Origin of the sequence: uncultured Candidatus Thioglobus sp. (genome assembly GCF_963981275.1) — a bacterium.
Taxonomy (GTDB): domain Bacteria; phylum Pseudomonadota; class Gammaproteobacteria; order PS1; family Pseudothioglobaceae; genus Thioglobus_A.
This window is the reverse complement of record NZ_CAXCCZ010000030.1, coordinates 1-14914: the sequence shown is the minus strand read 5'-3', so window position 1 is coordinate 14914 and position 14914 is coordinate 1. Positions and strand designations below refer to the sequence as shown.

The following is a 14914-nucleotide window of genomic DNA, read 5'->3' as shown; positions in this document are numbered from 1 at the left end:
TTATTGACTCAATCACACTACCGACTAAATATTGGATCACTCCTTCAAGCAATCATCAAAGTGATCAGTGGATAAAAAAGTTTGAAGAAAAGCTAAAACAAGGCATTAAGCTAATACAACTTCGCAGCAAAACTAAACTAGATGACCATTTTATCAAAGAGCTTTACAACAAATGCCAACAGCATAATGTCAAATTATTACTCAATACTATTGATAAAACTTTTAATGAGGAATATTGCGACGGCTGGCATATCACCACCGGGGAAATGCTCAAACTAAATGCCAGGCCTTGTGCTGAGGATAAACTTCTCGGCACCTCAACTCACGATTTAGCAGAAGCCCTAAAAGCTCAAAAACTCGGTGCAGATTTTGTAGTGATTTCTCCCGTTCAAGCTACACAAACCCATCCAGACACTATTCCAATAGGCTGGGAAGCCGCTAAAGAAGTGGTTGATAAACTCAATATTCCTGTGTATTTTTTAGGCGGCATGACGCTTAATGATTTAGACAAAACTCTAAAACTTGGCGCTCAAGGCATTGCTGGTGTTAGTGCTTTTTAAGCTCTAGCTAAAGTGAGCACATCACAAGACCCAACCCCAGCTTTGAGCACAGTTTTTGCCAGCTCATTAAGGCTTGAGCCAGTCGTCATCACATCATCCACCAATAATACCTTTTGATAATTCATGGCCTGTGCACTAAAGGCATTTTTGATTTCACTTTGTCGCTCTTGAAGGTCTAGCGTAGATAAAGCGCGTGTTGCCTTGATGCGTTTAACGCTTTTTTGATCGATCAAAATATCTGATTTTTTAGCAATAATCCTTAATAGCTCATGCGTTTGGTTGTAGCCCCTTTCACGCAAGCGCTGTTTGCTAAGTGGTAGCGGGATAATGGCGTCATATTCACCTTGTTTGCTAATAATTCTCAAGTATTTATCGTGCAATTTATGCGCAAAAAAATCTCCAATACAAAGCTGATGGTCAAATTTAAAATGCTTGATAAGTGTGGTACAGCTGCCTGAGTAATCATACACAGTATAGGCTTTGGAAAAGAGAGGTGCCTTGGCTAGGCATGCACCACAAAAATGCAAACTAGATTTAAGCACTGTGGCGCAAGACTGGCATCGGTGCTGAGCGCTTACTAGACTTTGCTCGCACTCTTTGCAAACGCAAAAGTCTGAATATTGCATGCATAACACGCAAATCTGTTTTGGAATAAAAGGTTTTATCCGCGCGTAAATACCCATGTTGTAGAATCTGACATGTCTTCTTGATAACGATAGTCTTCCAGCTTAAATGCCTTTAAATCTTGAGGATTTTTAATGCGGTTTTTAATCATAAATTGCACCATTAGACCGCGCGCCCGTTTGGCATAAATACCGATAATTTTATATTTATCACCTTTGAACTCTTTAAAGACAATATTAATAATTTGCGCCTTTAACGCCTTTTGATCAATCCCTTTAAAATACTCATTAGAAGCCAAGTTAATAATCACCTCTGGCTCGTCTTCATTTAATAATTTGGAGATTTTATCGCCCCAAAACTCGTAAAGATTTTTGCCCTTAGTATTCTTCAGCTTAGTACCCATCTCTAATCGATACGGTGCAATTAAATCTAGCGGCCTGATGACGCCGTACAGACCTGATAGCATGCGTAAATTATCTTGTGCAAAAATCAAGTCTTTCTTGGATAAATTAGGCGCATCAATACCGTTATACACATCACCCTTAAAAGCCAAGAGCGCTTGTTTGGCGTTATTAAAATCAAAGGGTGTTGAAAAATCTTGAAAACGATCGTAATTTAATTTTGCTAATTTTTCACTAATAGACATCAACTTAGAAAGCTCATCCTGAGTTTTTTTCTTAAGAAGGTTAACCAGCACTTCTGACTCGCTTAATTGACGAGTAAATGTGTGCTCTTGTATATCCGGCATGGAAAAATCTTGCGTTTTAGAGGGGGAGATAACCGCTAACATGAGTGTGTCTTTTTTAGAATCAATAATTAACAAATATTCTACCTTAATCTATCTTTGAAATACACTTTGACACTAAGGGATTTCAGGCGAAATGAATAGCTGTTTTAGGTTATAATTATGAGGTTTTTTTGATTTTTTATTTTGTAAATTTATACCTATGAAAACCCCATTATTACACTTGCCAAAAGCTCACGGACTCTACTCACCTAACAATGAAAAAGAGAATTGTGGCGTTGGCTTTATTGCCCATATTAAGGGTCAGCCTTCTCACCAAATCACACTTGATGCATTAGAAATGTTAAGCAGAATGGATCACCGTGGTGGCTGTGGTTGTGAAGCTAATACCGGCGATGGTGCGGGTATTTTAACCAACATTCCACATAGTTTTTTTGCCACTGAAATTAACGCCACCTTTGGCAAAACAGTCGCCCAAGGCGACTATGGTGTTGGCAATGTATTCTTGCCGCAAAACGACACACAGCGTGCACATTGCATGGCCTTAATGGAGGCTGCAATTGCCAATGAAGGCCAAATATTGATTGGCTGGAGAGACGTACCTGTTGACACCAAAAAGGCTGATGTTGGTGATATTGCTAGAGAATCTCAGCCCGTTATTAAACAACTCATTATTGGCAAAGCTGATGGTATCGACACCAAAGCGTTTGAGCGTGCTTTATTCATCATTAGAAAACAAACAGCGCACACAATTCGTACTGATGATTCATTATCTGAGGCAATGCTATTTTATGTATGTAGCTTATCAACCAGTATTATTATCTACAAAGGCATGCTGATGGGATCTCAGGTGTTGGATTTTTACTCAGATTTATCCAATCCTGAATATTCAACCTATCTTGCTATGGTGCACTCAAGATTCTCAACCAACACTTTCCCTTCATGGGATCGTGCTCAGCCTTGTCGTTATATGTCTCACAATGGTGAAATTAACACACGCCAAGGTAACTATAACTGGATGCGTGCTCGTGAAGGCACATTAGAAAGCGAGCTATTTGCTGATAATCTTGAGAAAACCCTACCCGTTATTGAAACGGAAGTTTCTGACTCTGGTAGCTTTGACAACGTATTAGAATTTTTAATGATGAATGGCCGATCTTTGCAAGAGGCAGTACTAATGATGGTACCTGAAGCTTGGCAAAACGACACCAACATGAGTGACGAAAAAAAGGCGTTTTATGAGTATTTCTCAAACGTCATGGAGCCGTGGGACGGCCCTGCATCGATCGCCTTTACTGATGGCCATCAAATTGGCGCAGTTCTAGATCGCAACGGCCTGCGCCCTTCACGCTACTACTTAACACACGATGATCGCGTTATCATGGCATCAGAAGTGGGTGTGGTGGATGTGGCAACAGACAATGTTAAAACCAAGGGTAGATTGCGTCCAGGAAAGATGTTCTTAGTTGATTTTGACAAAGGCGAGCTGATTGATGATGAGGCTATTAAAGCCGAATTTGCCGCTAAAAATCCGTATCAAGAATGGTTAGATTCTCAGCAAATTCATCTATCAGACTTAGGCTGTGAAAAAGAAGCTCACGGCTTTCATCCTGACTCTTTGATCCATCGCCTACAAGCCTTTGGCTATAGTAGTGAGACTTTACAATTCATGTTATTGCCACTGGTTAACGAGCTGCGTGATCCTGTTGGCTCTATGGGTAACGACTCTGCACTTGCGTGTTTATCTAGCCAGTCACGCATTATTTACGACTATTTTAAGCAGCTATTTGCCCAAGTAACCAACCCTGCCATTGACTCTATTCGTGAAGAAGTGGTTATGTCACTTCGCTGTTCGATTGGACCTGAAGGTAATTTACTAGCCAACAATCCTGAAAATGCACATCGTTTGGTGGTAGATCATCCAATCTTAACCAATGAAGAAACTGCTGCACTTAGGCATTGTAACCATTTAGGCTGGACCAGCAAAACCATTGATATTACTTACGATGTTAATGAAGGCAAGAAAATCTCCACTCTGCTTGATGAGATCTGTGCAAAAGGCTCAAAAGCCATTAAAGACGGTCACAGTCTGATCATCTTATCAGATCGAAATATCGGCACCAACCGTGTTGCTATTTCAAGCTTATTAGCCTCTTCAGCGCTTCATCGCCACCTAGTGGCTTGCTCTGAGCGAACCCAAGTTGGTATCATCGTTGAAACAGGTGAGGCTCGTGAAGTGCATCATTTCTGTCTAATGACTGGATTTGGCGCTGATGCCATTAACCCATATCTTGCATTTGAAGCACTATGGCAAGCACGTCGTGACGATATGATTAATATCGAAAGTGATGATGCAATTATTGCCGCTTACCGTAAAGGTGTTGCAAAAGGCATGTTAAAAGTGATGGCCAAAATGGGCATCTCCACCTTGGAGTCATACAAAGGTGCGCAAATCTTTGAAGCAATCGGTTTGGCACCAGAAGTGATGGATAAGTGCTTCTTTGAAACTGCATCTAGAATTGACGGAGTGGGTTTTAACATCTTGCAAAACGAAGGTGAAAAACGCCATCGTCAGGCGTATCAAGCCGATTCACTAGATAATAACGGCCAATTCCACTGGCGTAGTGGTGGTGAAACCCACATGTGGGATCCAAAAACTATTTCCAACTTACAATTAGCTGCACGAAATAATGACGAATCAGCTTATTGGGCATTTGCAAAACACGCCAATGAAGAAGGCACACGCAACTCAACCTTGCGCGGACTAATGTCATTTAAACCGGGCAACCCAATCTCTATTGATGAGGTTGAGTCTGCACAAGAAATTGTTAAACGCTTTGCTACAGGTGCAATGAGTTTTGGCTCAATTTCTGCAGAATCTCATGAATCTTTAGCCATTGCCATGAACCGTTTAGGTGGTAAATCAAACACCGGAGAAGGTGGCGAGGATGCCAAGCGTTGGACACCAGATGCCAACGGAGACTCACGCCGTAGCGCCATTAAGCAAGTGGCATCAGGTCGTTTTGGTGTTACTATTGATTACCTAAACAATGCTGATGAAATCCAGATTAAAGTCTCGCAAGGCGCCAAGCCTGGCGAGGGTGGCGAGCTGCCAGGTGCTAAAGTTGATGAAGGCATTGCTGCTATTCGCCACTCAACACCGGGCGTGGGTTTAATTTCCCCGCCACCTCATCATGATATTTATTCAATTGAAGATCTATCGCAACTTATTTTTGACCTTAAGCGCTCAAATCCAGAAGCGCGCATTAGTGTAAAGCTGGTTGCTGAAGTTGGTGTCGGTACGATTGCTGCAGGTGTAACCAAAGCAAAATCTGACCATATCGTTATCGCTGGCCATGATGGCGGCACAGGCGCATCACCCCTAACCTCTATTAAACATGCAGGCTTGCCGTGGGAACTTGGCTTAGCAGAAACTCACCAAACACTAGTAATGAACGATCTTCGTTCACGCGTGGTCATCCAAACTGATGGCCAGCTAAAAACAGGTCGAGATGTGGCGATTGGTGCGTTATTAGGTGCAGAAGAATTTGGCTTCTCAACCGCACCACTGATCACCATGGGTTGTATCATGATGCGTAAATGTCACCTCAATACTTGCCCAGTTGGCATTGCTACACAAGACAAAGAATTGCGCAAAAAATTTACTGGCAAACCTGAGCATGTTGTTAACTATTTATTTATGGTGGCACAAGAATTACGCTTAATTATGGCAGATCTCGGCTTTAAAACCGTTAATGAGATGATTGGTCGTGCAGATATGCTGGAGATGAATCAAGCAATTGAACACTGGAAGCAAGGCACAATTAATCTAGATGCACTATTAACTCCTGCACAAAAGCCACATGCTAATGCAGGCACTTATCAAACCCAGATTCAAGATCACCAATTAGAACTACAACTTGACAATGCTTTGTACGAACAATCTAAGTCAGTTGTTGATGGTGCTCAAGCAGTCAAAATTGAGAGTGAAATTACCAATGTTGATCGTGCAGTTGGCGCAATGCTATCTTCGCGCTTAGTAAAAGCGCGCGGTGGCAACACACTAGCAGAGGACAGTGTACATGTGAAATTTAACGGCTCTGCCGGACAGTCACTCGGTGCATTTACCGCTAAAGGCATTACACTAGAGGTTGAAGGAGATGCGAACGACTATGTCGGTAAAGGCTTATCAGGTGGTAAGGTTATCGTTTATCCGCCTAAGAACTCAACCTTTAATGCGCAAGACGAAATTATTGCTGGCAACGTTTGTGGCTATGGCGCTACAGGTGGTGAAATTTACTTATCTGGCTGCGTATCAGAACGATTCTGTGTTCGTAACTCTGGCGTAAGTGCAGTAGTTGAAGGTATTGGCGATCATGGTTGTGAATATATGACGGGTGGTCGCGTGGCGATTCTAGGAGAAGTTGGTCGTAACTTTGGTGCGGGTATGAGTGGTGGTATCGCTTATGTTTACAATCCAAATGATACGTTTAAAGATATGGTTAATCCTGTCATGATTGATTTAGACCCAATGGATGATGAAGCGCAAGCAGAACTCAAAACACTTATCTCTAGTCATGCTCAATATACAGAGTCAAAAGTGGCACAACGCATCCTAGACAACTGGAGTAAAGAGTTAAAACACTTTATTAAAGTCATGCCGAAAGACTTTAAACGAGTCTTGGCTGAAAACGCTAAGAAGTAGTTAAACAAAAAGGGTTGCTAAAGCAACCCTTTTTTTATGCCAATAAATATTTCTTTAGATTGGCACAGCATCAATAACATCAGCTGCCTCGTCAATGGCTTCATCAATACCCTCACCCACCACTGGCACGATTGAAATCACCGCGCCACCGATACGCATCGGCACAGTGACAACTTTGGTTAATACACAGCTTGATAGTAGTAGTGTTGAGAATAACACCATGATAATCGATAAACGCATACAAAAAACTCCTGTAAATTATAATTTTATTAGAGGCAAAACCTCCCGAACTTAGACGGCTTAATTATTTTATGAAAAATCAAGCCAATGTTAACTACTCACTAACGTGAGGAATCGCCTCATTTCCGATCCAAAATAGTGAAATGATACGTGTGTTGGTTTTTTTCATCGGGCTGATGCGTCTGTCTAAAGTTTTCAAAAAAATCTTCACGATTAAAACTAGGAAAATGCGCATCTCCCTCATATTCTCCCTCGATTTGAGTAATGTAAAGTCGGTCAACATTCGGTAGCATTTGCTCATAAAAAGAGGCACCGCCCATCACCATTACCTCATCATCATCCTTTGCTAGCTCAAGTGCTTGATCAATACTCGCAACTACCTCGCAACCCGGCGCCTGGAAATCAGTATTACGACTGACAATTACATTACGTCGATTGGGCAACGGTCTGCCAATAGACTCATAGGTTTTGCGCCCCATGAGCACGGTTTTACCAGTGGTGGTTTTTTTAAAATAACCCAAATCAGCTGGCAAATGCCATGGCAACGCATTGTCTTTGCCAATAAGCTGATTGTCGTCCATAGCAACAATAATGGATAAGCGCATGAAAAAGCCTCAAATAACGTAAAATAAACTCTATTTTACAAACACTGGAAACACTTGTGGCATTAATCCTCGCCTCCTCTTCGCCTTTTCGAAAAGAACTGTTAAACAAATTAGGTTTGGCGTTTTCTACTCATTCACCTGATGTGGATGAGTCAAGAAAAGCAGAGGAAACGCCAGAGCAATTAGTCTATCGTTTGGCTCAAGATAAGGCTCGAGAAGTGGCCAAATCTCATCCAGGGCTAATCATCGCCTCAGATCAAGTGGCCACCTTACAAAATGGCCTAGGTGTTGATGACCAAGTACTCGGTAAACCGCATACTCATGAAAATGCTGTCAAACAATTAACACAGTGCTCAGGAAATACCGTCACGTTTATGACTAGTTTGTGTCTTTTAAACACAAATAGTGGAAATATACAAACAATTGTTGAAACTTATAAGGTAACTTTTAAATCCCTTAAACCAGAACAAATAAAAAGCTACTTAAAAAAAGAACAGCCATACAACTGTGCTGGCAGCTTTAAATCTGAAGGTTTAGGTATTAGCCTATTTAGCAGTCTAGAAGGCAAAGATCCAAATACATTAATCGGCCTGCCTTTGATTCAGCTGATTAAACTCTTAGAAAACGAAGGCATTGATATCCTCAGCTCAGCACTCTAGTACCATGTCCTACCTATATCCTAATAAAACCCCTGTTTCAAATTCAGGACAGAAAAGCTACTGGGGCTCTTTATACGGTAGTGCAGATGCGCTGGCCCTCATTGAATATGTTCAGCAACAGCCCCAGGTTGTCTTGTTTATAGCCAATGATATTGCCCATCAAGATACGCTCTATCAAGCTTTAAATTTTTACAATACCAAACTAGATATTCTGAAGTTTGATCATTGGGAGGTGTTGCCATATGATCAGTTTTCACCTCACCCTGACATCACCTCAAATCGACTTTCTACTCTGTCTAAACTCAGACAACTTGAAAATGGAATTGTCATCACCACACTGGAAACTTTGTTTTCTTACTTGTGTCCGATTGAATTTAGTGAAAAATATAGCTTTGACCTTAAAATTGGCGATGATATAGATCCAGCCTCGCTCAGTGAAAAACTACTAAAAATTGGCTACAACCGGGTAACAACAGTCATGGAGCATGGTGAGTTTAATATTCGTGGCTCACTGATTGATCTCTACCCAATGGGTGCTAGCAAGCCCTATCGACTCGATTTATTTGACCAAGAAATAGAAACCATTCGAACGTTTGACACCTCAACTCAGCGTAGCGAAGCGCAAGTAGATAAAATCGCACTACTACCCGCACGCGAGTTTTCCACTGATCAAACTAGCATTGAGTTATTTAAAGAAAATTACACACAGGCATTTGATGGACAGGGTTTTATTTACCACGAGGTTAGTGAAGGCCGATTGCCCGGTGGTATTGAATTCTACCTGCCCCTGTTTTTTAACGCAACCAACACCCTATTTGACTACCTGCCCAGCAACGTAAGTATCGCTACAACTGCTGGATTTTCTGCATTAGTCGATCAGACTTATGCCGATATTCAGTCTCGATTTGATCATGCTAAACAAGATTTACAGCGTCCGCCACTGGCCATGAATCGTGTATTTTTAAGTAAAGAGTGTTTATTTTCTGCCATTAAACAGCAGCAGCAATTAGTTATTGGCACATCAAAACTAGAAGATAAGCCGGGAAATTTGAACTTTGCATCAAAATTATTACCACCGTTACGGATAGACCCGCTTGCGACACACAGCGGTGCAGATGTTCAAGTAAAAAGTCCTTTATCCAAACTGTCTAGCTTTATCGATCGATTTAAGAAAAAAATCCTGATTGTTTGCGAATCACAAGGTCGACAAAGTGTTTTAGAGGAGCTACTAAGCAATCATCATCTTGAAGCGCAAACTGTCCAAGATTGGCAGCACTTCTTATCGACTGATAAATTACTAAACATCACTCACCAGACTCTATCTCAAGGGTTGCTAGGCCAAGATATTGCCATCATTACTGAGGATGATTTATTTGGACAAGAGGTTGTCCAACAACAGCGCCGGCGCAGAGCTAAGCACAAAGATTTTGATGAAGCCATTAAGAGCTTAGTAGAGATTAAAACGGGCGATCCAATAGTGCATGAAAATTACGGTATTGGACGCTATTTAGGCCTAAAAACTCAAACTTATGACGGCCTATCACAAGATTTTTTACAATTAGAATATGCCGGTGGCGCCAAACTCATGGTGCCAATGACCTCGCTTAACCTAATCTCACGCTATTCCGGCGCTTCACCTGACAGCGCACCACTACACAAATTAGGCACGCCACAATGGAGCAAAGCCAAGCAAAAAGCTGGAGAGGCTTTGCACGATGTTGCCGCCGAACTGCTAGAAATATACGCCAAACGTGAATCGCAAACTGGCTTTGCTTTTCCTGAGCCAAATGATGCCTACTCTTCTTTTGTTGCCAACTTCCCGTTTGAAGAAACCCCTGATCAGCTTAAAACTATGGGCGAGGTGTTGGCGGATATGCGCTCGCACAAACCAATGGACCGCTTAGTGTGTGGCGATGTAGGTTTTGGCAAAACAGAAATTGCCATGCGTGCTGCTTTTTTAGCGGTTGAGGCCGGAAAACAAGTTGCTATTTTGGTGCCAACCACACTACTCGCCAAACAACATCATCAGTCCTTTATTGATCGATTTATTGACTACCCTGTTGAAATTGCCGCCTTATCTCGCTTTCAAACCCCGAAAGAGCAAAAGCTTGTTATTGAAAAACTCAATGAGGGAAAAGTTGATATTGTTATTGGCACCCATAAAATCATTCAAGGCAGTATTAAGTATAAGAACTTAGGACTTATTATTATTGATGAAGAGCACCGTTTTGGCGTTAAGCAAAAAGAGGCACTGAAAAAACTTCGTGGTCAAAGTGACATTCTTACCATGACGGCCACGCCAATTCCGCGTACTTTAAACATGGCACTCGGCTCACTTAGAGAGCTTTCTATCATTGCCACACCACCTGCTAAACGCAGTGCAATCCAAACATTCGTACAAGAATGGAAAGACGACAATATTAAAGAGGCTGTCACCCGTGAGCTACATCGTGGCGGACAGATTTTTGTTTTGCATAATGATATTGACTCCATTGATAATATGGCGCAAAGCCTAACAGAGCTCATGCCTAATGTTCATGTTCGTATTGCTCACGGACAAATGCCAACACGAGAACTTGAGCATATCATGAGTGATTTTTATCATGCGCGTTTTCAAATTTTAGTGTGTACCACGATCATTGAAACTGGCATTGACATTCCAAATGCCAACACCATTATTATCAATAATGCACATAATTTTGGCCTGGCGCAACTACACCAGTTACGTGGGCGCGTTGGGCGCTCGCATCATCGGGCATACGCCTACTTGGTTATTAAATCGCATCAATCACTTTCCAAGGATGCCAAAAAACGCTTAGATGCCATTGAATCTTTAGAAGAGCTAGGCGCCGGGTTTATGCTGGCTAATCATGATTTGGAGATTCGTGGCGCTGGAGATTTGCTTGGCGACAACCAATCTGGAAAAATCAGTGAAATTGGCTTTAATCTTTATCACGATCTACTCAAACGCACGATTGATGCGATGCGCCAAGGGCGCAAAATTAATTTGGATGATCCGATTAATCACGAGATTCAAATTGATTGCGGACTACCATCTATCATTCCTCAAAATTATTTAGAAGATGTGCATGAGCGACTCGTACTTTACAAGCGCATTGCCAGCTGCAAGACTAACAACGAGCTCAAAGAACTACAAATCGAGATGATTGACCGATTTGGCTTATTGCCAGATTCCACCAAACATCTATTTGCCAATACGCGACTAAAACTTTTTTGCGAAAAAATCGGAATTGATGAAATTAGCCTGTATGAAGACAAAGCCATCATCACTTTTGGCACTAAAAACACCATGGAGCCGATAAAAATCATCCAATTAATCCAAAAACAGCCTAAAAACTACCAGTTAAAGGGTCAAAATCAGTTAATTGTGAAAGAAACCATGCCTGAAGACATCAGGCGTATTGAGCTGGTTGAAAATTTGCTAAAAAAGCTAAATTAGCTTATATTTGGATAATTTAGCTGAAAAAATCTTAAGCGTTGCAAAAATAAAGACAATCGCGCCCAAAATGCCACTCATTGAATAAGATTGCATAAACCAAATCCAGTCTGTGATAATTTTTCCATTCATTGGGTAGACAATCAACTTACCCAGCGTGGCAAGAACAACGGTCAAAATAATTAACACCAGGATTTGAGTATAGTTCACCTTTCCAGAGTTGAAAAAGTTAGACAGGCGAATACTTCGCATCATCCAAATAGCAATAACTGGCGCCAGACTATCAATAACTTTACCCAGGTAGCTATTAATGTAAGCCATATCAAATCCGCCTTTAATTATAAGAGCTGCTACCAAATAGCCTAACAAAACACCCGTAAACGCCCTAAAGCCAAACAATAAAATCGAAAGAATCGAGGCGCCCATTGGCAGCCAAAGATAGTTGGCTACAGAAATATTATAATGATCAAACGGAATAATCATATAGCGTGATACAAAAACTGCAATAAAGGCGATTAAGTTATATTGGATAAATTGTTTGAACGTAGTGTTGTGCATGCTTTAATGTTGATTAATTAAAAGTGGGGTTATTTTCACATATATTAAACAATTAATATAGAATCAAAATAACACCTACATATCTTCAGCTTATTTTTTAATGATTGCTGAATGCAGCGTCAATTAATGCAATAATGCATCAATGTGTCGTCAGTTAATCAAGAAAAACCATGTCTAAAGATATTGGGCAAATCGAGCTAATAGAAAATTTGCTGCAAAAACTAAATTAGCTTGTTTTTTATCAATTGCGGGGTGAAAAATTTAAATATTAGGTAGATAAATACAACGCCACCCAAGATATCACTCATTAAGTAGGTTTGGATAAATAACGAGGGGTCGGGAATAATTTTGCCATTCATTGGATAAACAAACACCTTAGCCACTGTTGCTACAAACGAGGCCAAAATCACCAAAAACATGACATGCGCGTAGTTAATCTTGCCAGAATCAAAGAAATCTGACAAATGAAAAAATCGCATCATTAAAATTGAGGCAATCGGTGCGACACTATCAATCAGCTTTCCTAAGTAGCTATAGATATGTATTGCTTCCCAAACGCCACCTTTGCTGATAAAAGTGGCTAGAAAATAGCCCGCCACCACGCCTGGTAAAGATTTAAAACCAAATAACAAAGGCGCAAGTATAGCCGCACCCATTGGTAGCCAAATATAATTACCGATGGAAATATCCACGTGATCAAAAGGCACAATGATTAATCTGGAGATGAGCACCGCCAAAAAGGCAATTAGGTTGTAAGTGAGAAATTGCTTCATTGTTTAATTAAAAATGTTGATATTCTACTTACCACATAAACAAACACCAAGCCACCCAGCATATCTCCTATCAGATAAGTTGAGAAAAATATAGCAGGATCTGGAGCAATTGGTAACACACTCATATAGATAAAAAATTTAGATAAAGTATTAATGAAAGCGGTAAGGATGACCAGAAAAACAACGTGGCGAAAATTCAGCTTTTGGCCATCAAAGAAGTTTGATAGATTGAATAGTCTCATCATTAACATGGCAGCTATTGGCGCCAAAGAGCCAACTACCACATGACCTGTAAACCCTGGAAAACCTAAGCCAGACCAACTGTCCCAAAAGAAATATCCGAACAAAGTGTTGGCGATTGCTATCCCAGGTAGAACGCCAAAACCAAACAACAGGTAAGAAAAAATACTCGCACCCATCGGTAAAAATAGCAAATTGCCACTGGCAAAGCTGCCATTCGCCAAACCCTCTACCATTAATAAAGAGGTAAGAGACAAGGTAAGGGCGACTAGATTGTACTTAATAATTAACACACATGGAGCCTAAGGTTAGTATGGCGCAAATTATACTTTGAAATTAGGCTATATTTTTTCCTAAAAACCTTTGAATTAATGGGACAATAACATGCAAGGTGAAGTAAATTACCACCAATCCACCGAGGACATCGCCAGTAATATAATGGCTAATAAAGGTAACTGCATCAAGACTAAGCGTAAGGTCTTGCATATACACAAAGAACTTGAGCAAGGCGCTGATCACTGATGCGAAGACAATTAAAAACAAGACATGTCTAAAATCAACTTGGCCTAAGTTAGAGAAGTTGCTCACCCGAGTTTGCTTCATCAGGCACATGGCTATAATTGGTGCAACTGCGCCCGCGCATGCGGCCATCGTGCCAATAAGCAGTTGGTCGTCCCAAGAATTAAAGAGTAGTACGCCAGCAGCAATACAACCGGCAAGAATGCCCGGAAACACTCGATAGCCAAACAGCAAATACATCAATATTTTTGCGCCGAGTGGTAAATATAAATAATGACCCACACCTACTTCAAACGTTCCAAACCAAATCATTATATACGCCATCAAAAAAACAAACACAAATGCAATGGTGTTTTCAATAAAGTACTCTTGTAGGTAGGATTTTATGATGATTTTATACCATTAAATAAATGATTAGTTTACTCGCTTTCTCTGATGTAGCGGTGTTACTTAAGGTTATAGCTTAGAATCATCGAACGCTTATCGGCGCTAGATTGTGTTGCAGCAATGATGTTTTCACTCAATAAAACGCCCACAGCTCTTTTAATAGTAGAGAGTGAATACTTTAGAAAGTATTGATCTTTAGTGATTTTTGTAATATTAGCATCTTTAGCGTGCATGACAAACTCAAGAACTGCTTTTTCTACTTCTGACAATTTGTCAAAACCCATTTCACGCTCGTAAGTATCTAGTGAACGTCTTAACTCAAATAATTTTTCTAATGCTTTCATTTTCTCTCACCTCTCCTCAAAGGATCTAATAACAAAGTGTATTATAACCTATTATTTTTTCTTATATAACCCATTATTTTACTATGTTATTAAAAACTGGCTAAATGCCTTATGGTAACAGCACCTCACCATAATTATCCTGATAAAGTTTCTCGATATCTGCCAAGGTAAAGGTGTGATTTTGAGTGCCAAGATGTGCAACCTTGATCGCACCCAAAAGCCCTGCCAACTGTCCGGTGGCTTTCCAGCTTAGGTCATTCATGATGCCGTATAACAAACCAGCTCGATAGGCATCGCCACAGCCCGTTGGATCTTGAGTGGAGACTGCTGTCGCAGGTGCGATTTGTGTGAGCTCATTATTGGCATGAATCTCACTACCTTGGCCACCTTTAGTGATAATTAAAGCCTCTACTTTTGCGGCAATGGCGCTCAAACTAAGCCCGGTTTTATCTTGCAACATTTGTGATTCATAATCATTAACAGCTACATAGGTTGCTT

Annotated in this window: 14 protein-coding genes; 4 read left to right on the top strand and 10 right to left on the bottom strand. The window is 40.8% G+C overall.

Features of this window, described 5'->3' with window-relative positions; all coding sequences use genetic code 11:
* Positions 1-560: thiamine phosphate synthase (locus tag ABNR88_RS05710; protein WP_348670161.1), on the top strand; the 560-nt coding region annotated here is incomplete at its 5' end.
* On the opposite strand, the gene ABNR88_RS05705 is transcribed toward ABNR88_RS05710, so the two are convergent.
* Both ABNR88_RS05705 and yaaA read right to left on the bottom strand, forming a co-directional pair.
* Positions 557-1186: a ComF family protein gene (locus ABNR88_RS05705; protein ID WP_348670160.1), complete on the bottom strand. Its 630-nt coding sequence runs from the start codon at positions 1184-1186 to the stop codon at positions 557-559. The two genes, ABNR88_RS05710 and ABNR88_RS05705, sit on opposite strands and share 4 nt — an antisense overlap.
* 35 nt (positions 1187-1221) lie before the next feature.
* Entirely contained in the window at positions 1222-1974 is a 753-nt protein-coding gene (gene yaaA, locus ABNR88_RS05700) for a peroxide stress protein YaaA (protein WP_291926884.1), read from the bottom strand.
* A 157-nt stretch (positions 1975-2131) separates the two neighbouring features.
* On the opposite strand from yaaA, the gene gltB reads away from it, so the two are divergent.
* Positions 2132-6634: a glutamate synthase large subunit gene (gltB, locus tag ABNR88_RS05695; protein WP_348670159.1), complete on the top strand. Its 4503-nt coding sequence runs from the start codon at positions 2132-2134 to the stop codon at positions 6632-6634.
* A gap of 54 nt (positions 6635-6688) precedes the next feature.
* On the opposite strand, the gene ABNR88_RS05690 is transcribed toward gltB, so the two are convergent.
* Complete coding sequence (locus ABNR88_RS05690; protein WP_291926876.1) at positions 6689-6874, bottom strand: DUF6726 family protein; 186 nt, start codon at positions 6872-6874, stop codon at positions 6689-6691.
* 119 nt (positions 6875-6993) lie between these two features.
* Complete coding sequence (gene folA / locus ABNR88_RS05685; protein WP_291926873.1) at positions 6994-7479, bottom strand: type 3 dihydrofolate reductase; 486 nt, start codon at positions 7477-7479, stop codon at positions 6994-6996.
* Between the two features lie 56 nt (positions 7480-7535).
* Here folA and ABNR88_RS05680 point away from each other — a divergent pair, with 56 nt between their 5' ends.
* Together ABNR88_RS05680 and mfd are read left to right on the top strand one after the other, a co-directional pair.
* A complete protein-coding gene (locus ABNR88_RS05680) occupies positions 7536-8138 on the top strand; it encodes a nucleoside triphosphate pyrophosphatase (protein ID WP_291926870.1) in 603 nt (200 codons plus the stop codon).
* A 4-nt stretch (positions 8139-8142) separates the two neighbouring features.
* Positions 8143-11598 (top strand): transcription-repair coupling factor, encoded by a 3456-nt coding sequence (gene mfd / locus ABNR88_RS05675; protein WP_291926869.1) that lies wholly within the window; start codon positions 8143-8145, stop codon positions 11596-11598.
* Here mfd and ABNR88_RS05670 read toward each other — a convergent pair.
* From ABNR88_RS05670 to ABNR88_RS05645, 6 genes are all read right to left on the bottom strand, one after another.
* Positions 11590-12153: a hypothetical protein gene (locus ABNR88_RS05670; RefSeq protein WP_291926867.1), complete on the bottom strand. Its 564-nt coding sequence runs from the start codon at positions 12151-12153 to the stop codon at positions 11590-11592. The two genes, mfd and ABNR88_RS05670, sit on opposite strands and share 9 nt — an antisense overlap.
* Positions 12154-12374: 221 nt before the next feature.
* On the bottom strand, positions 12375-12926 hold the full coding sequence (locus ABNR88_RS05665) for a hypothetical protein (protein ID WP_291926864.1): 552 nt from the start codon (positions 12924-12926) through the stop codon (positions 12375-12377).
* Positions 12923-13459 carry a hypothetical protein gene (locus ABNR88_RS05660; RefSeq protein ID WP_348670158.1) on the bottom strand — a complete coding sequence of 179 codons (537 nt, stop codon included), beginning with the start codon at positions 13457-13459 and terminating at the stop codon, positions 12923-12925. Before ABNR88_RS05660 ends, ABNR88_RS05665 begins: the two co-directional genes overlap by 4 nt.
* Positions 13460-13502: 43 nt before the next feature.
* Positions 13503-14024 (bottom strand): MASE1 domain-containing protein, encoded by a 522-nt coding sequence (locus tag ABNR88_RS05655; RefSeq protein WP_348670157.1) that lies wholly within the window; start codon positions 14022-14024, stop codon positions 13503-13505.
* A 107-nt stretch (positions 14025-14131) separates the two neighbouring features.
* Positions 14132-14416 carry a hypothetical protein gene (locus ABNR88_RS05650; protein ID WP_348670156.1) on the bottom strand — a complete coding sequence of 95 codons (285 nt, stop codon included), beginning with the start codon at positions 14414-14416 and terminating at the stop codon, positions 14132-14134.
* A 109-nt stretch (positions 14417-14525) separates the two neighbouring features.
* On the bottom strand, positions 14526-14914 hold a 389-nt coding region (locus ABNR88_RS05645), incomplete at its 5' end, for a PfkB family carbohydrate kinase (RefSeq protein WP_348670155.1).

Bases quoted from the DNA above. Each gene is read 5' to 3' on its own strand.
- ABNR88_RS05665 (WP_291926864.1), bottom strand. From the start codon at position 12,926: ATGAAGCAATTTCTCACTTACAACCTAATTGCCTTTTTGGCGGTGCTC.
- ABNR88_RS05650 (WP_348670156.1), bottom strand. From the start codon at position 14,416: ATGAAAGCATTAGAAAAATTATTTGAGTTAAGACGTTCACTAGATACT.
- ABNR88_RS05670 (WP_291926867.1), bottom strand. From the start codon at position 12,153: ATGCACAACACTACGTTCAAACAATTTATCCAATATAACTTAATCGCC.
- yaaA (WP_291926884.1), bottom strand. From the start codon at position 1,974: ATGTTAGCGGTTATCTCCCCCTCTAAAACGCAAGATTTTTCCATGCCG.
- ABNR88_RS05705 (WP_348670160.1), bottom strand. From the start codon at position 1,186: ATGCAATATTCAGACTTTTGCGTTTGCAAAGAGTGCGAGCAAAGTCTA.
- mfd (WP_291926869.1), top strand. From the start codon at position 8,143: ATGTCCTACCTATATCCTAATAAAACCCCTGTTTCAAATTCAGGACAG.
- folA (WP_291926873.1), bottom strand. From the start codon at position 7,479: ATGCGCTTATCCATTATTGTTGCTATGGACGACAATCAGCTTATTGGC.
- gltB (WP_348670159.1), top strand. From the start codon at position 2,132: ATGAAAACCCCATTATTACACTTGCCAAAAGCTCACGGACTCTACTCA.
- ABNR88_RS05690 (WP_291926876.1), bottom strand. From the start codon at position 6,874: ATGCGTTTATCGATTATCATGGTGTTATTCTCAACACTACTACTATCA.